At 35.6% G+C, this 19,322-nt stretch carries 17 protein-coding genes; 11 read left to right on the plus strand and 6 right to left on the minus strand.

Annotated elements, in window-relative coordinates:
• The 9 genes from A3EM_RS0132960 to A3EM_RS0133005 all read left to right on the plus strand — a co-directional run.
• Positions 1 to 269, plus strand: a 269-nt coding sequence (locus A3EM_RS0132960; protein WP_020526858.1) for a transposase family protein, incomplete at its 5' end; no start/stop codon positions are given.
• Positions 270 to 381: 112 nt separating this feature from the next.
• Complete coding sequence (locus A3EM_RS44365; RefSeq protein ID WP_020532536.1) at positions 382 to 798, plus strand: hypothetical protein; 417 nt, start codon at positions 382 to 384, stop codon at positions 796 to 798.
• Positions 799 to 1,530: 732 nt separating this feature from the next.
• The gene (locus tag A3EM_RS0132970) at positions 1,531 to 3,138 is read left to right on the plus strand and encodes a hypothetical protein (RefSeq protein ID WP_157638212.1); all 1,608 of its coding nucleotides are present in this window, start codon (positions 1,531 to 1,533) and stop codon (positions 3,136 to 3,138) included.
• 7 nt (positions 3,139 to 3,145) lie between these two features.
• On the plus strand, positions 3,146 to 4,777 hold the full coding sequence (locus A3EM_RS0132975) for a tetratricopeptide repeat protein (protein ID WP_020532538.1): 1,632 nt from the start codon (positions 3,146 to 3,148) through the stop codon (positions 4,775 to 4,777).
• Positions 4,778 to 5,261: 484 nt separating this feature from the next.
• Positions 5,262 to 6,578 carry a hypothetical protein gene (locus tag A3EM_RS0132985; protein ID WP_020532540.1) on the plus strand — a complete coding sequence of 439 codons (1,317 nt, stop codon included), beginning with the start codon at positions 5,262 to 5,264 and terminating at the stop codon, positions 6,576 to 6,578.
• 525 nt (positions 6,579 to 7,103) lie between these two features.
• Positions 7,104 to 7,289 carry a helix-turn-helix domain-containing protein gene (locus tag A3EM_RS47220; RefSeq protein ID WP_083925353.1) on the plus strand — a complete coding sequence of 62 codons (186 nt, stop codon included), beginning with the start codon at positions 7,104 to 7,106 and terminating at the stop codon, positions 7,287 to 7,289.
• An 831-nt stretch (positions 7,290 to 8,120) separates the two neighbouring features.
• A complete protein-coding gene (locus A3EM_RS0132990) occupies positions 8,121 to 8,780 on the plus strand; it encodes a nucleotidyltransferase domain-containing protein (protein ID WP_020532541.1) in 660 nt (219 codons plus the stop codon).
• A gap of 480 nt (positions 8,781 to 9,260) precedes the next feature.
• Positions 9,261 to 10,034: an SDR family oxidoreductase gene (locus A3EM_RS0133000; protein ID WP_020532543.1), complete on the plus strand. Its 774-nt coding sequence runs from the start codon at positions 9,261 to 9,263 to the stop codon at positions 10,032 to 10,034.
• A 97-nt stretch (positions 10,035 to 10,131) separates the two neighbouring features.
• Positions 10,132 to 10,656: a DinB family protein gene (locus tag A3EM_RS0133005; protein ID WP_020532544.1), complete on the plus strand. Its 525-nt coding sequence runs from the start codon at positions 10,132 to 10,134 to the stop codon at positions 10,654 to 10,656.
• A gap of 298 nt (positions 10,657 to 10,954) precedes the next feature.
• Here the strand turns inward: A3EM_RS0133005 and A3EM_RS0133015 are convergent, their stop codons facing one another.
• From A3EM_RS0133015 to A3EM_RS0133060, 6 genes are all read right to left on the minus strand, one after another.
• On the minus strand, positions 10,955 to 11,722 hold the full coding sequence (locus A3EM_RS0133015; protein WP_020532546.1) for a hypothetical protein: 768 nt from the start codon (positions 11,720 to 11,722) through the stop codon (positions 10,955 to 10,957).
• A 4-nt stretch (positions 11,723 to 11,726) separates the two neighbouring features.
• Positions 11,727 to 13,001, minus strand: coding sequence for a hypothetical protein (locus tag A3EM_RS0133020; RefSeq protein WP_020532547.1), 1,275 nt, complete (start codon positions 12,999 to 13,001; stop codon positions 11,727 to 11,729).
• An 840-nt stretch (positions 13,002 to 13,841) separates the two neighbouring features.
• A complete protein-coding gene (locus A3EM_RS0133035; RefSeq protein ID WP_157638213.1) occupies positions 13,842 to 14,387 on the minus strand; it encodes a hypothetical protein in 546 nt (181 codons plus the stop codon).
• A gap of 397 nt (positions 14,388 to 14,784) precedes the next feature.
• Complete coding sequence (locus tag A3EM_RS0133045; RefSeq protein WP_020532552.1) at positions 14,785 to 15,006, minus strand: hypothetical protein; 222 nt, start codon at positions 15,004 to 15,006, stop codon at positions 14,785 to 14,787.
• Complete coding sequence (locus A3EM_RS0133050) at positions 14,975 to 15,697, minus strand: SMI1/KNR4 family protein (protein WP_020532553.1); 723 nt, start codon at positions 15,695 to 15,697, stop codon at positions 14,975 to 14,977. The genes A3EM_RS0133045 and A3EM_RS0133050 overlap by 32 nt, the downstream gene beginning before the upstream one ends.
• A gap of 495 nt (positions 15,698 to 16,192) precedes the next feature.
• A complete protein-coding gene (locus tag A3EM_RS0133060) occupies positions 16,193 to 17,047 on the minus strand; it encodes a hypothetical protein (RefSeq protein WP_157638214.1) in 855 nt (284 codons plus the stop codon).
• Positions 17,048 to 17,204: 157 nt separating this feature from the next.
• On the opposite strand from A3EM_RS0133060, the gene A3EM_RS44375 reads away from it, so the two are divergent.
• A complete protein-coding gene (locus tag A3EM_RS44375; protein WP_083925354.1) occupies positions 17,205 to 18,077 on the plus strand; it encodes a tyrosine-type recombinase/integrase in 873 nt (290 codons plus the stop codon).
• A gap of 2 nt (positions 18,078 to 18,079) precedes the next feature.
• Positions 18,080 to 19,270 carry an IS91 family transposase gene (locus A3EM_RS44380; protein WP_020532557.1) on the plus strand — a complete coding sequence of 397 codons (1,191 nt, stop codon included), beginning with the start codon at positions 18,080 to 18,082 and terminating at the stop codon, positions 19,268 to 19,270.
• The last annotated feature ends 52 nt before the right edge of the window (positions 19,271 to 19,322 follow it).

Genomic DNA, 19,322 nt, shown 5'->3' on the forward strand with positions numbered 1-19,322 from the left:
TAGATTTGGGTTTTCAGGGTATAACAGAGGATTACAAGTTTGGGAAACTAAGTATTCCCATCAAAAAGAAACCAAAAAAGGAGCTTTTAGAGACAGAAAAAATGATCAATAAAACCAGAAGTAGTATAAGAGTTTTGGTAGAAAATTCAATAGCAGGCCTTAAAAGATACCGATTTTTATCTGATAGGTTAAGGTGTAGGAGTATGGCACTTTACAACAAAGTGGCTGGCATTTGTGCAGGGATTTGGAACTTTTGTCTAACTAACTGATAATCATACCAGAACAACTCTATTACTTAGACAAATATTTAGTAATTATGATCTAACAGAATATAACGGAAGAAAAGCCAGAAATTGGGGATGTTATGGTGTTCCTGATGAGTTGGAACCAATCGCTAAACTACATCCTGTTAAAACAGTTGCATTAGTTCAATCTTATGAAGAAGCAAGGGATGCTTTAGCAAATGGTTATCCAATTCCTGTTTGCTCTTCTCGTGGATTTGAAGAAAAAAGAGATAGCAATGGGTTTGCCAAGCCTTTAGGAACCTGGAATCATTGTATGTGTTTTATTGCTGTTGATGATAACAATGAAAGGCCTGGACTACTTTGTTGTAACTCTTGGGGTAAGGATTGGATTTTTGGTCCAAAACGCCACAACCAACCTGAAGGTTCTTTTTGGGTAGATGCTGAAGTTGCTGATAAAATGCTAAATCAAGGAGATAGTTATGCTCTAAGTGGACTTAATGGTTTTGAGCCACACGATATGTTTGGATTAATGCAGACAATGAGTATAGTATAAACTTTTAAAAATCACTTTTTCAAGTGACTCGGAGAAATATGAAAATTATCGTGTTTTAATCATTGTTGATAAGTAATTCTAATTCACCTATTTTTTTAATAGATAAATCTTAACATAACCTCTATGAAATATAATATCCCCCTTGCAGGGATCTTAAAACTTTTTTTTGTATTCCTGCTGATTGTTAAGCTGACCTCCTGCAAAGTGATCATGAAATGGGAGACTCGCTTGCCCTCCCCTCACTCGGACTTGGATAAGAAGATCACAGCGATTACCACCTCCATGAACAATCTCACCATCATAGAGGATCTGGATATAGGGGTACACATTTCCAAAGATTTCCTTACAGAGCAACTCAAATACGCTATCGATAACTTTGACACTACAGGCTGGGAGAACGAATACATTGAGTCCCTAAAGCTCACCTTCAACCAGGATGACCTAGAACTTCAGGAGGAGTCCATCACAGCTACGGTTGGGGTCAAAATCTGGGTGAAGAACGTGAGTAGCCTAAAGTCGTTACAAACCGAGTTCACAGCTACAGCCTCCTTGACCTCTAGTCAGGACACGCTCATATTCCTGCCTCATTTTGATGATTTTAGGTTGAAGAAAATTAACGGTCGAAAGATTCGGAAGAATTACAAAACCAAGCTATCCATTCTAATTATGATGAGGAAGATCTTAATCAGAGTGCTCAACGATCGCTTTTTGTCTGAACCCATCACCATTCCGTTGAACCTAGCGATATTTGAAAAAGAAGCAGTTGTGGATCTTTTTAAATCCAGAAACGATATGACAGTTTACTCTAAAGATTCCTTGGAAATCAATGTCCGGCTGTCGGACTTGGCTGTCCACACCAATGATGACGGTATTTATGTGATGTCAGACTTAACCATCGGGGAAATCATGGAGGAGAACTCATTGGTGAAATCCCGGTTTTTGAGAGAGCACTTTGATCTGGCAGAAGATGAAAATATTTACATAGTGGAGAGCAAGGAAGAAATCAATGAGCTTTCATTATTTGCAAGTAACAAATTCAATAAACGTCAACTGGATAAACGTTTAAGTCCAGATGCGCAGTTTGCAAGCCAAAGGTATCGCAAACCGCTACTTTACTCTGGTTCTGTCGAGACTTTCTTGTCCACAAGCAAAAGAATTGAAGGAATCTCACCCTTTGATTCCACTGAAACTGACAACGATTTTTGGGAGTGGTTGCTTGTCAAGATTGAAGAGCGGGAAATGAAAAAAAGACAGCTCCGAGAAATGGTGGTGGAGTACGAAAAGGACTTCATGTCGTTTTGGAACAACTATTTTGACAAACCCAACAATTCCCAAATTTGGATTGAGACCGAAAAATCCTTCGTGCCAGAAGTCTTTAATTACGGCATGAGCAGAATTGATTTCAAATTGAGTATGAGAAATGAATTCCATGATGTGTTCGAGAAGAAGGGCATCAGGATTGGGTCAACCAAAGTGGAAGATAATTGCTCCCAAGTTCGAGATCGAAATTGTGAAAAACCATCGTGTAATCTTTGGTCCTGTTGTGGATGTAAGTGGTACCGACCTCATTGCTGTGCTTGTGAAGCTCTAAGATGGGGACCGTACTTTAGTTGTAAAGGCATCGCAGAAGCGAAATATCTTGCTTGTAAAGGACTAAACTATTCCAAATATCTATGGTGTAAAACCGAAGTATTGGGTGACATTCTCTATAACGAAATCACCAAAGTGGGTGACGTGTATGGTGAAGTCCACGCAACAGGTGCCATTAATTTGAATTATAATTCTTTAATGATTAGCGATGACATGAGCTCCATGCGATTTGATTCATGGATTGGGGGTAGCAGTGATACACAGATAAAATTCAAGTATGATCCCAAAGGAATCGGGTTTATTCTGTGTGCCATTCCCCCTAGTATCACCAAGAATTTTGATATTATGGCGATCAGGCAGAAATTCAATTTAAATGGTGAAATTACACTAGAAGACGATGAGGAAATAGCTAAGATTTTGATCAAAACGGAGCCGGCTAACCTTTTTTTGATCATATCCCCTCCACCAGCTAGTATTTTGTTGAACCCTGAGTTGATTCTTAAATGTCCGATTGGGGTGACTGTACTGGGTTCTTCGGTGCCACTGGGAATGATCTCTGCCAAGATCACCAACAACAAGGAATTGGAAGCATTGTTTGTCACGGCCCTAACGGGTTTCTATAATTATGAAGTTGATCCTATCGAATTTGATTTCGAAATATCTCCGATAGAGGTGGGATCAGATCTCAATAATCCGATTGTACTTAGTCCTAAATGGGGTTCTAAAGGAATCATTTTTTATCAGAATTAATAGTATTATGAAAAATATTATAAGTCTTATACTAATGGTAGTGTTGGTAAAAGAGACAATTGGACAGAATCTGGTAAGCTGTGAAAATGTCTCTCTTGGTGATGCACCAGTAGAACAACTGGATACTCTCTTTGATGCTTCCCTGATCCAAGCAGACTGGACGTGTGGCTTGATAGTGTATACCGAGTTAAAGAATCGTCAGGATGAAATTAAGGATCATTTCAAAGGAGCGCTTTGCTATTACAATCTAGATCAGTACAACACTGCGCTGGAGCTTTTTGTCGATATACAAGAGCGAACTAAGGAACCAATTGAGTACCTTAACTTCTACATCGGGCAAATTCATCTGATTCATAGCAAAGACACATTTGCAGCTATTGACTACCTTTTCTCGGAAATTGAGAATTTTCCAACATCAGTATTCGCACACGAAAAATTGACAGAAATCCTCAATATCAAGAGTGATTATACAAACTTAATCCGGTTGGAAAAAACATCCAGTATCAACAATGAATCAGAATCTGTACGGATTGGCAATTACTATCTATCTATGAATAAAACTGAAGAAGCCAATCAATTCTTCAGAACCGGGTGCGGCCCAGATGCTCCCAATAGTTGCTATCTTGCAGCAATTACTTCAGACACATCCAATATTACAGCGAGAATTGATTTTCTTGAGAGGTCTATTGCTTATTCGCTTAAATTGAACGAACAGTTAATAAATTACTATGAAATAAGAGATACTACCACCGTTAAAGAAGATAGTATGTTTATCGTTCAGGATTTTAAGATGACACTTGCAATGTATCGCAGTGCCCTCTCCTTGGAATACGATCGTAACGGAGATCAAGCCAATGCGGTTGAGCAAATTGATCGTGCCTTTTTTGAATCGGCAGAAACACCCATTTTCACCGCTATCTTTGAACAAATGGTGATGTTGTTCACCAAGTATCAACTGACCGATCGAATATTGTTCTACCAAGATCATATGAATGCAAATAGAACTTTTTTCACTAAATCGTCTCGATCGGCTGAGTTTTATACAGATCCGGTCAAGCGGGCGGTTATGTATTTGGATGCCTTATCCTCAATGGAGTTAACAAAGGTTTCCTCTGATACAGTGATAAGTGTGTTAAATGCATATGTAACCCTGAACTACTTAACCGACTTCTCCAAATACGTGGACATTCTTGAAAAGCACCGCTCCGATTTGGCTACCAATGTAGTCTATAATTTGATGGCAATGCGGCAATTCGTTGGACCCAAAGCAATGAAATTCCATGCACGGTTGAACGATCCTGTGATTTACCTAGACTCATATCAATTTACCTGGCAGAACGTAGTAGAATTGTTTATGACCCAGTATAACCAACAGTTGGAGATTACTAAAGACCTTGATAGTGCAATCACAAGTATCAATGACCTAAGGAGTAGCATAAAAAAAAGAGGTGAAGGATTGCCAACAGACGTTCAAGGTGATATCTACTATGCGGAAGGAGTAGCTTATTGGAGGTTATGCCGAAGTGCAAATGATTGCCGAATAGCCGAAAGCCTATTTAAACAAGCGATAGGTAATAACCCTGACTTAGAGTTCATTATCAATTGGTTAATTTTAACCAAACCTTGTGGATGTGGTTAACAAATCGGAAATTTTGACCTTAGATCAAGATGTTTAGGTGTAATTATTTTATAACCAATGGAAGAATTTTTGTGGGTAAGAATTTAACATTGACAAAGTAATTTGAATACTTTTCAAAGTAAAAAATGATTGATTTTTGGATTATATAGTATTAAATGGGATTGACATATGATCCTTTGGCCTTAAGTTTCGATTTTGCTCCATCTAATACTTTTCAAATGCATGCCCCTGAATTTGTTGGGTTCGCAATCAGCTTTAGCTGTATTTGCCAATGGTAATAATTCTGGAAAGGTCTTTTGGATAATATTAAGATATCTGATGGAGAAATTACTATTAAAAGAGTAATAAAGTTGGCTAATAAATGATGCGCTAATTTCAAAATAGCCATTATTTTATCGACCCACAGATTGAATGATAGCCGCATATATGAATCTAATCGCACTTAAGTCTAAAAATGAAATTTTAAATCTAATATTAAACAAGTATGAAAAAGCTATTATTTATTCTAATCTTATTTCTTATTAAACACATATCATTCTGTCAAGATTTAAGAATTTATCATGGTGAAAATTCTGAATCTGTCTTCCTTAAAAAAAATGATAAATTGGAAAATTCCAGTAAACAAAATGTGAAAATTGTGAGGCAAGTAAATGGAATTGTAACAATAAATATATTGAATCCTAATCCATTTTTTTATAATTACGAAATAAAAACAGAAGATATTGAAATAAAAGATGAGTATTCAAATCAATTTGCAGAGTTAGTTACTCTAATTAATTCTTTACCAGATTTGGCTAATCCCGGTACAAATATATTTTCACAAAGAATCATACCTCTTGCTGCAACAAGTTTTGATATTTACCAGAATTATATAACTCAACTGGATAAAGATATTAAAGAAGCAAAAAAATATATTAAAATATCAGACCAGCCCGAAACAGCTGAAGAAGCAATGAAAAGGATAATTAATGATAAAGGTTATGGATTTAGGGCAGCAATTTTTAATATAAAAAGTATACCTTCAGATATTGCCCGTTTCAACAGTGAATCACTTGAAAAAGATTTAAATGATATTCTTGAAAAGGCAGATGCTGATGGTTCCTTTGTTGCTTCTCTTGGTTTAGGAGCAAACCCTACACTGAAAAGTTTGTATAAATCAGCTTTCATGAGCTTAAATAAACAATTAGTCTCCATTGTAAAAGATATTCTCAAAATAACCGAGAAAGCTCGAATTATACGGTTTCAAGTACCAGTAAAAGAGAATAAGCAGACAAATATTAAATTAATTATTACAAAAATAAAAGAAGATGCTAAAGCTACCCGAGAAGTAATAAATCAAGAAATTGCAACTGTGTTTCCATTATATGTAAGGAAAAGATTTGAAGTTGTTCCAGTCGTAAACCTTATTTTTCAATCTAACAGACAAAAATTTTCTCTAGAAAATAACTTAGTAGTGAGCAAACCTGACGATGATGCAATGTTTAATATAGGAGCAATGGCTCTCATGAACTTTGCTGATTTTGGAGAGAATAAAGAATATGGTGTTGGAATTGGAGTAGGTTATTCAATAGAACCAGGAGGACGTGCAAGTAGCTTTTTCACAGTTCCTTCTTTATCATATAAAAGTATTTTTAGACTAGGTTTTGGATTTGGATATAATTTGGCTCCAGTAGGGTTAAAAAATGGAGCTACAATAGGTTCTCCTCTTCCTGGAAATATTTCTAATATTGATGATGTAGTTAATTATAAAAGAAAACCTGCTGCGTTTTTAACAATCGCTATTTCAGGATTAAAGTTCTAAAGGCAAATAAAATTAATTAACTAATTAATATTTAGGTAAATCAGCGGAAATGGTGGCTCACCCCTCCAAGACTCCTAGCCTAATACATATCATCATATTATACGATTAATTTGGAAGATCAACATGATTCGGTATATCCAAGTGAAAAAAAACTAACAATTGTATATCTTTTTTCTTCTCATCTGTAGTTTTAACAAAGTATTTTATAGAACTACTATTAAGAAATTTTTGATTTATTAACTAAAAATGAGGAGGAGCTTTCAGATATGCCCTCTCCTCCAGTACCAAGTAGCAAACAACGTTATAAGGACCTAGAATCGATGTTTTCCTACCTGCAAAAAGAACTTAGACGTACTGGGGTGTATATATTAATTCAAAAGTATACCACAATTAATATTTATAATCCACCTCTTAACTACATGAAAAAAAAGGAAGCATTAAATTAGAGTGACCAAACCTTAAAAAAATGCCTCCCACTCCGTGTAGGCTTTGAGAATCAGTAAAACCGATGCTCATACAACAAATATGGAAAGAAAAAGACACAAAGTCAGAGATCGAATGCATGCTATTTTCTTATTATACAGAGGTTATAGCAGAACCCATTGTGCCGGTATATTGAATTTGAGTTATCATACGATTAACAATTATATTTATTTGTATCAGCAGGGAGGATTAACCCGATTACGACAAACTTCCTGCTATCGGCCTTAATCTGCCTTGCAACCTTTTCAATCCTAAATCACAAAGGCTTTTGCTAGGATTAAACCTGCCTTAATCTGTGAATTAAAGCACTGGATTGCCGAAAATTGTGGTTTGGACAGGAGTCTGGAAAGCATCCGAAGGTTTATCTGGAAATTGGGGTATCGTTATCGCAAAACCAATACATTTCCAGGAGGGAAAAACTTTGACAGATGGGAGGCCAGTCAAACTGAATTCAAAGCGCAACAATTGTTTCCAATTTAAAAAAAGCTGTCTCAGATGAAGCAGACTCGCTTTTTATAGACGCAGCGCATTTTATTCAGGGTAGCTATAACAATTATATCTGGAGCCAAAAACCTTGCTATGCTCCATCGGTTCATGGTCGCTATCGTATTGATAGAGATGCTTTCAGACAAGCTATTGTAAATGCATTGAGAAAAGTGAATTCTCCGGAGTGCTCAGCTCAGTTTGAAACTATGTTTAACCTCAAGTTTCAATCTTTTCAAAAATCACAATTATTGACGAGGTAGACTATATTTCATCAGGTATTTCCATTTTTCACGATTTCGTTCTTAGTTGCAGCTAATGATAATTGCAAATCCTGCATAAGCGGGTGATTGAATTTACATAGTGTTATCTTCAGTTTTCTCCTTTAAATATAGAAACTTTCTGTAAACGATGGTGCATTTCCGGAATACACTTTAAGTAACCCTAAATAACACCTGTCGATTTTAGAGTTATTTCGCAACACCCTGATTTATATTGAATAAATTATTATAAAATTCACTTTTTAAAGTAATTAAAAATTACTATATTCATAATACCGAAATATTTATTGGTGTTATGAATATTAATAGTAAACAAAAACTGTTTGGTTTTCCTACTTTAACCATTAGAAACCTTCTTAGAAAAATTTCTGAAAATGATCGTAGTATTCATATCATAACAGAAATGCTTAATATAGATGTCCAAAAGGCAATGGATTTAGTGGAAAGTCTGGTTTCAGAAAAATATATCATTCCAATTACCAGAAACGGTAAAACCTACTTTCAAACCACTATAAAAGGTAATGCCTATGCCATGGCTTCTGCTTCGAAACCAATTAAGAGAACTACTGCTAAAAAATTATTAGAAGGGTTTCTGGAAAGGGTTCATCAGGTAAATTCAGATGATTATTATCTATACAGAGTTTTGAAAGTAATGTTATTTGGAAGTTATTTATCTACCCAGGAAACCATGTCAGATATTGATATTGCTATCTTGTTGGAGCACAAGCATAAAATTAAAGATTTTACCAAACTGGATTTGAAAAGAGCTCATGAAGCACAATTAAAAGGGAGGAGGTTTAATAATTTCCTTGAGGAATATGCATGGGCCCGTGAAGAGGTTCTTTTATTTCTCAAAAACAGAAAAAAATCTTTGAGTATACATATTTATGATTTTGACAGAATTTTCCAGGAAAAGAATATTGAAACTCAAGTGATTTATACCTTTAACCCTTAGAAGATTATTTATTCTTTTTTCATAATTAATTCAGTTTTAGTCCCTCTCCTACTCCAATTTCCTACCATCTTCCTTATCTATCAGTTTTCCTTATTAATAGGCCTCATAGAGCTTTTACTCAAAGCATTTAAAACATTTCATAAAAAAATGAAATGTAAAATTTCCATTACCCTCAATTCAATCATATTCATCAATTTTCCGCTCTTCCCTACCTTAGTGCAAATTTGCACTAAGATCTTTTTCCTGGAAATTGTTTGTTCTGTAACGTTTAACAATTTTGTTAATCGTAATTAAAGTATTTGATTTCAACCATAGTGCATTTTTCAATCCTTTTTCGGAACAGCCAGGAAATACTATACGCTGGAAAACCCTCAGGGATTGGTTTTCTTTTCCATTTCATATAGTGATTAAATTATGCTCAGCCCAAAATTATGGCTATGCCTTAAAAATTGATTAGATTAGTTGGAAAAACAAACTACCATGAAACTAAGCGAAAATACAATTTTAATAACTGGAGGTTCAAGCGGTATTGGACTGGAGATGGCTAAAGAGTTTTTAAAAAGAAATAATAAAGTCATTATTACCGGACGTAATGCGGAAAAATTACAAAAAGTAAAAGATGAATTTGAGGAAATAATCACCATTAAAAGCGATGTAGGTAATCCTGAGGATATAAAAAAGCTATATCAGCAGGTAGAAAAAGAATTTCCTGAGCTGAATATTTTGATTAACAATGCGGGCATTATGTGCACTATAAATCTGCAGGATCACAAATTGTCTGATAGTGATTTAACTAAAGAATTAGACATCAATTTAAAAGGAACCATTTGGATGAATGATGCCTTTTTACCTTTGCTTAAGGGAAAGAAAAATGCCGCCACAGTTACCGTATCTTCTGGTTTAGCATTTGTACCTCTGCCTATTACTCCAGTATATTGTGCCAGTAAAGCTGCACTACATTCCTATACTTTGTCTTTAAGAGTACAATTAAAAAACACTTCTATCAAAGTATTTGAACTGGCACCTCCGGCTACTGATACAGAATTACTTTCCCAGTTTCATGCAGATGATATGAAAGGTTCTACACCTATGCCATTAAAAGATATGGTAGCCGTATTTTTAAAAGGTTTTTCCAAAGACAAATATGAAATATGCCCCGGACAAGCTAGCCAATTAAAGTTTATGAGTCGTTTTTTCCCCGATTTCATTTTTAAAGTATTGAGCAAGCCGGTTGATAGAATGCATTCAGCTTAGAACGTGGTTCACTGCATTAATGTTAAACTAATACGGTAGGAGTTGTTAAACAGTGACCGCTATCCTAAAAACATAAAAACTCTTAATGCAATAAATCATGACTTTTGAGATAGAAAAATCAATTGAAATACTTAGTAGAACTCCTTTAGTATTGGAATCTTTACTAAATGGATTATCAGCAGAATGGGTGAATAATAATGAAGGAGAAAATACCTGGAGCCCATATGAGGTATTAGGACATCTCATTCATGGGGAAAAGACTGATTGGCTTCAAAGAACAAAAATTATTCTTTCAAATTCAGAGCACAAGACATTTGAGCCATTTGATAGATTTGCCCAATTGAAAGAAGATAATACAAGACCCATTGAAGAATTATTGGAAGAGTTTAGCGCAATTAGACTTGAAAATTTAAAGGAACTAAAATCCCTACAAATCAATGACTCCAAATTACAGCAAAAAGGGGTTCATCCAGCATTAGGTGAAGTTAATCTAAAAGAGCTTCTATCCACCTGGGTAGTTCACGACTTAGGTCATATTTCCCAAATCACCAGAGTTATGGCAAAACAATACCAATCTGAAGTAGGACCATGGATTGAGTATTTGGGAATTTTAAAGAAATGAGCCTTTTTGGTTTAATAAATTGTTGCAACCGTATAGCCTGGTGGAGAGGGATGTGGGTAAAAGTGTTGTAAAAATCAAAAGGAAAAACCGTTTCCAGCAAACGGATGGGATTGCTATGCCCCTGGCAACATAAATCTGCCAAACCGGGCTATTGATTACCCTAAAAATGAATACTGAAATGGAAATTACACAGGGCCTTTTCCCAACCTAACCCCCATTAGGTTTGTTCAACACAAGAAAAAATTCAGTGGGATCCCCAGGACCCACATGAATTTGATCCCTTATTATTACCACCTTTTTATTTTTCTTTTATCCATTCGATTGTCGCAATCGCATCTTTCCATTGTTCGGCAAGAGCTCCATCAGTTTTTGCTCCTGTGAAGTCTTCATAATTTTTAAGAATCTCCCAGGCTTCATCATTCCCAAGTAAAGATAAAACCTCAAGTTTTCCCAAATCAGATTCCCATTCAGAGTCGAATCCACCACCCCTTTTCAAAGAGTTTAAAAACTCTATTTGAGTCGTTTTGTTAATGTCAAAATTTCCAGTTTCAGGAATTTGATTAGAAACGATAATTTCTCCTTCTTTTTGCGTTATTTCTTGTCTTGCAATTTGTATTAGTTCCCAGTTCCAATTTTTACCAACTGGCAAGTATTTAAGTTCCCTAATAATAAGAGAATCTTTTTTCTGCTCTATTCTACAAGTCTGAACTGCTCCATATTCTACTAAAGAACTTCCTGTCTTACAATTAAAGATATTGAACTCAGACATTATCAGTCCTTTGTCTTGTTTTTCTTTATCAAAATATCCACATAGACTTAAAGAAGTTCCGTTTGAGAATTTTGAAATGATAATCGGTTTATCGTCTTCTGATGAACCTATTCCATTAAAACACTTACAGTCAGTACTTGGCTTTTCTTCTAATTCCTTCTCAACTTGATTAATAGGAATTTTAGTCTCGGCTTGAATTTCAGTCTTAGTTAATTCTTTTTCCTCTTTTGAATCTGAATTATTCTTACAAGCTATTACTGATATTCCAAGCAATATAAATATTAGTCTTATTTTCATTTTTCTAATTGGTGGTAACGATACAATTTGGTCCCTTATTATTAACCTCTCTTTTTATAGTTGGATTTCTTTCATTATTTGAGTATTTACAAGGCCAAGAACTTTTTTCAAGGTTTCCAAGAGTAGTTTTGAGTACATACAAATTTTCATTTATTGAAAATACCAAAGTTCCGTTTTTATGTAATAACATTCTATCAGAAGTCCAATCTCGGTCAGTTGGTTTAATAGTAAATAGCTTATGCAAAGTTCCTTTATTATCTATGATTATTAGCTCATTATTTCTCCAAAACACCATATTTCCTAAATCGTCAAGTACAGGATGAATTATATAATAACCCGGAACTCTCTTACCTTTTTTTACTTCACTTCCTTTCTTCAGTTCTACGAAATGTAATTTTGAATCTGAATGATTATCCATTTCTATGGCAAAGATTTCATCATTAGAATTAACAACAGATGCACCAACCGATTTCCATCTTTCTATTATCTTCCCATCTTTACTATATAAATTTGTGTCAAAAGCTCCATATCCTTGATGACCAATTAAGAATTTACCATCTTTTAGGCCACAAATAGATTCAAATGGAGCTGGTTTTGTTGTCCATTTTATATCCCCAGTTTCAATGTTTAAACAAAAAGACATACCAATTCCACTGCCTGGGAATTCAAAGTAATTGACAAGAAGATTCCCTTCTGAAATAATTATTTCGTTATTAATCAAACAATTCCAAGATTTTGGATTCCAAGGAGGCATCTCTTTGGCTTTCCAATCATTTTTTGCACTCATTTGAACTAATCCTTTATAGGATATATCTTTTGTTGAGATTGAGGATTCCCAAATTATCTTCCCATCAAATGTAGTCCGTTGTACTTTTGCATTTGGTCTATCTTTTCCTTGGAGGGTTATGATAAATCCGTCTTCTATAAGAGCGAAGCTTCCAATTTCTTGATTCGAATCTACTTTGAATATTATTGATTTTTGAATCTTTCCATCCTGGGATACTTGTCTTATTTCATTTTCATAACTTATGTACGCATCCCCGTTATCTGAGATTCTCAATTCGTTAGGTTTAAAGTCAGATATTTCGTGTTCCCATAAAATTCCTTTGTCAAGAGAAATCCCTACTAACCTATAATTATACCAAGACTCATCCATCTTGTTAGGATGTAGAATTGCGAAGAGGGTTCCTGATTTATTCAACCCATATTTTGAAACTAATCCAGAAAGTTGAATTTTGTTCTGATCTACAATTTTGTATTTGTTTCTATTCCAAATCAAGAGTTATACTTTTAATTGAGGTTAACTTGTACTTCATTACTATGTAAATAAGTTCAAAGTTTACTTTTTTCTGACTTCAAACCATATAAAAGTTATCGATAATATGAGTATCATAATTAGAAAAGCCTGAATCCAAAATTTTTGAGTAGTATAAAATGCAAAATCCTCATTTGTGAAAGGTATTGTAATTTTATAGAGATTTGTTGAAGTGCCAATAGACCAGTTTCTTAAAAGAAAAATCAAATCTAACAGAAGAGTTATTATAAATATTGTTAGTCGAACTTTTTTTAAGGAAGTCAAACCCATGAATAAAAATTTGCTGATTAGATTAGAAGAAATTTACAATTGTTACCCAACATTTCCCTATCTACCACACTTAGAGTGGTTGATATTCGCATTATAATTATACTGGCTAATCTAATAAATTTTTAATTTTTTTAATGCATTTTACCGCTACATGGGTATAAATTTCTGTCGTTCTGGTACTATTGTTCCCTAATAGAACCTGAACATACCTTAAATCTGTGTGGAACGCCACTGTAGCCATCTTCTAGCAGATGAGTAAAAGCTGTGTAGGAACATATGTAGTATCACCCTTTGGGCAATCCTGGCTTTTTTGGCATAAAATCTACTTGGTATCCCCTATAATACAGCTACTCAAAACAAAATCACCCTACCAAAAAAGCACTCCTACAAGCAAGAAAAATATTGAAATTACACAGCGTTTTTTCCGAACATAATTCCCATTAGGTTTGTTCAACACAAGAAAAAATTCAGTGGGATCCCCCGGACCCACATGAATTTGGTCCCTTATTATTGTGCTTAGTTTTATTTTCTTAATTACCATCTAAAAAATTGAACCTTTATTCCCATAATGATAAAAGCTAATGTCAAAATCCAAATACTTCTTATATATAATTGACTGACTTGACTTAACAATAGCAATCGTAATGTCAAAGCTATTATGTCGAACGAGAGTACCTCAATCGAGGGGACTCCACCAAATCCAACTACATATCCACCTTTAATTAGGAAGAGTTTAAAAAGCCAAAATATTAATTCAGCTAACAAAATAAGAGTCCCGATTTGTTTATTAGAAACTCCTCCTCCAATACTTATTAATCCAATAGCTATTCCACTGAAAATAATATTTTCAATGGAGAATATTGGCTCATGAGAAATAATACAACCCCATTGCTGCGAGTAATCAAGATTAGTTAAAAATCCGTAAGCTGTCCATCCTATTAATAGTAGGTAAACAGCTCGCGGACTAGTAAGAATAGAAACTATTTTATGATTTCCATAGCGGGTTTTTAGCAACCCTACTAAACTATTCAAAAGTCCGAGTAGTATAAATAATGGAATCAGTTCAACTAAATCGTTCATTTTTATTAATTCCAACATTTAGTGTTTTATAGCATGTTTGCTTAAAACCTTCGGTATAAATCTAATGAAAAGATGTGATTTAATGGTAGAATGATACTGAAAATTCAGCTTCAGCAAATATGTTATAAAACTATCGTTGGACTATGCCTTAGCAGGCTGTTTCCTATGGGTATTTCTTTTGCTTTGATTTTTGTTTATCGATAAATTTTGAAGGATAATTTTTAAATATGCTGTTTGTGGTTTCATCTGTTTTGAATTTTTCCTCTGTATTTTTTTTAAAGACATAGTTGAGCCTGCCAAAATAAATTTAGCTGTTACTTCAATTAGATTTACCCATCTGCCAAAGAACATTTACTCCTTATTCCAGGTCAAACAGGATCAAGAATGGTTTTAGCACTCATTTTACCCTGCTTACATTTTGGGCAGCAATCCGGGTCCCTCCAGACCGGATCTTTGCCTGAAACGATTTTAAATACCAGTCTGGCAGGCAGTCCCTGCAGTAATGCAACTGGCTGAACCCTTCCAACCCCACGACAATTTCCTGACCACCGAAACCCCATTCATTCATAGCATTTGTTACCAGCTTTTCACTTTCCTCTTCGGTTAAAGAGTCTTGCAAAAAATCCTTGTTTGAACTTTTTTTCAACGACCCAAATGGGCTCATCAGTTGGCCGTATAATCCTAGAGTTGGCACCAAACTTCCCCCAGGCAAAACCTGTCTTTATTGGTTCGTTCGTTAGGTCAGCAATTAAAAATGCCTCTGGAAGTTCAATAGTTGATTCAAAATCGTAATCACGTTCATTTCGTTCCATGATCCCGACCTTTTCGTTCCAGATGTCAAATACGATTTGTTCGTGAATTGTATCAAGGTTTGATTCTCCGCCTACACGTCCAAATTCATCCACGTGTTCGATGAATTGTGTTAGGTTATCAGAGTGCTTGACAATGACAGCAGGGTCGTGGCAGACATAATACACCTCATTCCAGTTGCCTTTAGAATCAATATCTTGCATCCAAAAGTTGCCAAATCCATCACCTGCAAGTTGAATCGAGTTCGGGAAAACTTCTTCAAATCCGAAATGACCAAATGAGTCAAATCTAACTTCCTCCAAACCATAAAACTCAAAGCCACGACAGAACTTAAGAAGTTCCTCAATTTCAGTTGGTAAGTTTTGGTTCGGCAAAGTCTTTTTGAGTTGTTCTATCTCAGGTTGACCCATGCCTTCAAGCAGTTCTACCTTGTATGCGTCACCGTCTTCGGATTCATACTGGTTGTCAAGGATGGATTTCAGTTTCTCAGTTGGGGTCATTTTAGTATTACAAGTATTGCTGGTAACAATTGAGTAAAGCCCACCAGCGCACTTTACTCTCACTATATTTTAATTTTCCCTAATCTAATAAATTTTTAATTTTTTTGATGCTTTTTACCACTACATGAGTATAAATTTCTGTCGTTCTGGTACTATTGTTCCCTAATAGAACCTGAACATACCTTAAATCTGTGTGGAACGCCACTGTGGCCATCTTCTAGCAGATGAGTAGCAAAGCTGTATAGGAACATTGTGGTATCACCCTTTGGGTAATCCTGGCTTTTTTGGCATAAAATCTACTTGGCATCCCTTATACAACAGCTACTCCAAACAAAATCACCCCCACCAAAAAAGCTCTCCTACAAGCAAGAAAAATATTGAAATTACACAGCGCTTTTTCCGGACCTAACCCCCATTAGGTTTGTTCAACACAAGAAAAAATTCAGTGGGATCCCCAGGACCCACATGAATTTGGTCCCTTATTATTATGCATATTTATTCTATTTTGAATCCGATAGAACCTCTTGAAAGGTCATATATTATGAACTTTTTATCGTTATTAGTAAATTTATGTAAATTACCTCTACTTAGCGACAAAAAAACTAAATCATCCTCATGAACCATGTCACCTATGATTCCTTCAAAAAAGCATTTGTCCAAAGTAAGCTTGCCCGTATCTTCAACAAAGAAATATCTGATCTCTCGCCTTAACCAACGTTGGTCTACTTTCTCTATATTATAGCAGGGTTCTCCTACTTTATTTTTCGCAGGAGACTTGATTAGCATTAGCATTAATTTTGAATTATGAGATTCAATATTCCATTCAAGTTCTAAGATATCCTTTTGGGGTTTTAGAATCGGTTCAGACACATTGTTACTTTGAACGGATTCACCATTTAATCTAAATTTTACCTCAAGTGGTTTAGGAATATATATCTTATCTCTGGTAAAAATTACTTTGTTTTTTTCGAAGAACTCAATCTTAACTTTTTTTCCATAGTAGTTTTCTCCTCCCTTAGAATAATGATATTTTGTTTTATTATTTTTTTCAATCTCCTCTGGGGAATACTCTATAGAATTGACTTTCCAATAAAAGTTTTCATTCTCAATTAATTTCTGGTTTTTATAGCCATAGAATATTAAATCATGATGACTGGATACTCCAGCTCCCTTCACAAAACCTATTCTAAAATCATCATCATTTTCAAATGTATAATCATGCATCATCCAAGCTCCACTTACTACTGGATCTAATTCCTTTTCGATTAGGTAGGACTTTTTAGTCTCTTTTATACAAGAGAACAACATAACAAGTAAAGCCAAATTATAAATGAATTTAATCTTTATCATTTTAGTGGATTTATGTATAACGTGATGACTAAACTCGTGAGCGGTTGCGTCAACCGTGATTGGAGTTTAGTTGATGTTGAACCAAACCTAAAGGTAGCAAAATTAGCAGAAACCTGAAATAATGTTATGCTGTGGTTTTACCAAACCATATAACATTATGAAAAAGCTAATTTGTCAATTACCTGAAGGGTTACGTGTATTGGAATGTTTTGAAAGAAGATTACGTATTGCCAATCGATCTGAGCAAACTATTCGAAATTATATTCGTGGGGTTAGGGGCTTGATGGAATTTCATGGTTGTCTACCAAGGGAATTGGAAATTGATCAGGTGATTGATTTTTTACATGATCTACAGGTGGAAAAACAACGCAACTGGCGGACGATTAAGATCTACGTTGCTGGACTTCGCTGGTATTATCAGCATATGGCAGAGGATGTGGGTATGGCCTCTCAAATTCCCTACCCCAAAGAAAAACCGACTCTGCCTCAGGTACTCAGCAGGGAAGAACTGACCCTGATTTTCAACTCCTGTCTCAATAAAAAGCACCGGGTAATGTTCCGATTACTCTACTCTTCAGGTCTGAGAAGGGGAGAAATTCTACGGTTAAAAATTACCGATTTACTCACTAAAGATGGAAAATGCCAACTGCGCATCAATCAAAGTAAAGGTGGTAAAGATCGATTGACTGTACTTTCCAAAAAAGTATTGGAGGAACTCAGGGCTTATTACCGAAGTTATCGACCCAAAGTTTTTCTGTTTAATGGAAGATTGAAAGGAACTCCCATGAGTGCTGGTGGGCTTCGCCATGCCCTGAATGCTGCTGTGAAAAGAGCCGGGATTCAAAAGGAAGTCAATCTCCATATCCTGCGCCACTGTTTTGCTTCTCATGCCCTGGAAGAAGGCATCAACCTGAAAACGCTCCAACACCTGATGGGACATAGTTCCATTCAAACCACCATTATTTATTTGCATATCAGTGATGTGCCGCTGATCAAGGCCTTTAGCCCGCTGGACTCCTGGGAGAAGTAGCCATGCCTTCCATGGCTAAAGTGTTCAACCAATTTGGGGATGATTATCTCCAAAACAATAGGGTAAGTATTGAACAACTTCAACTCATCAAAAACATCCGGCAATGCCGTACTAAAATATTAGGTGGCCATAAGTCTTGCTGTAATCACTGCGGGCATATTAAGGTGTATTACAATTCTTGCGGTAATAGAAACTGCCCCGGATGTCAGGGTGTGAATAAAGAAAAATGGATACTGGAAAGAAAGTATGATCTTTTACCAGTCCCTTATTTTCATCTGGTTTTTACGCTGCCGGCTCAACTACGTGTCATCTGTTTGCAAAATCAAAAACTGATCTACAACGTATTGTTTACTTCGGCTTGGGAAACTTTGGATACTTTTTCTAAAGACCCCAAACAAAAACTTCTGGCTAAAATGGGCATGATTGCTGTCCTACATACCTGGACACAACAATTGCTGTATCACCCCCATATTCATACAATCGTTCCTGCTGGGGGAATCGGTGAAAATGGGGAATGGAAAACTTCGAAAAGTAAGGGCAGGTTCCTGTTCCATCTCAAGGCGCTGGCGAAAACTTTCCGGGGCAAATTCATGGAGAAACTGCTCTGGCTTTATCAGGATAAAAAACTGAAACTGGAAGGGAAAATTGCTACACTCCACAACCCTGAAGTTTTCTGGAAACTCAAAAGAAAACTCTATCAAATCAATTGGGTGGTGCATACCAAAAGGCCTTTTTCCAATCCTGACTTTGTGCTGGAGTATCTTGGTAGGTACACCCATAAAATTGCTATATCCAATTACAGAATCAAACATATTGGCGATAAAAGTGTCACTTTTTCCTATCTGGACAGGGCTGATAACAACCAGAAGAAACTGCTCACTTTGCCAGCTGAAAAGTTTATCAGCAGGTTTTTACTCCATGTGCTACCCAAAAGGTTTTGTAAAATCAGACATTATGGTTTCCTTTCCACACGGGTTAAAAAAATNACCCTGCCCAAGGTAAGGGAAAGTCTGGGCATGCCAGAAGCGGAGGAAAAACCAGTGTTTACCGTAAAGGATATCCTCAGGATCACCAAAGGAATTGATCCGGATATTTGCCCGGTTTGCAAAAAGGGGAAAATGTATACTGCAGAGGAATACCCAAGACCAAGAGGTTCTCCCAGAATTGCGGTGATATGGGCAGAAGTTTTATAAAATATGGAAGGAAAAACCGTTTCCAGCAAACGGATGGGAATATTATGCCCTT

Origin of the sequence: Flexithrix dorotheae DSM 6795, from assembly GCF_000379765.1 — a bacterium.
In the GTDB taxonomy this organism is placed as follows: Bacteria; Bacteroidota; Bacteroidia; order Cytophagales; family Flammeovirgaceae; genus Flexithrix; species Flexithrix dorotheae.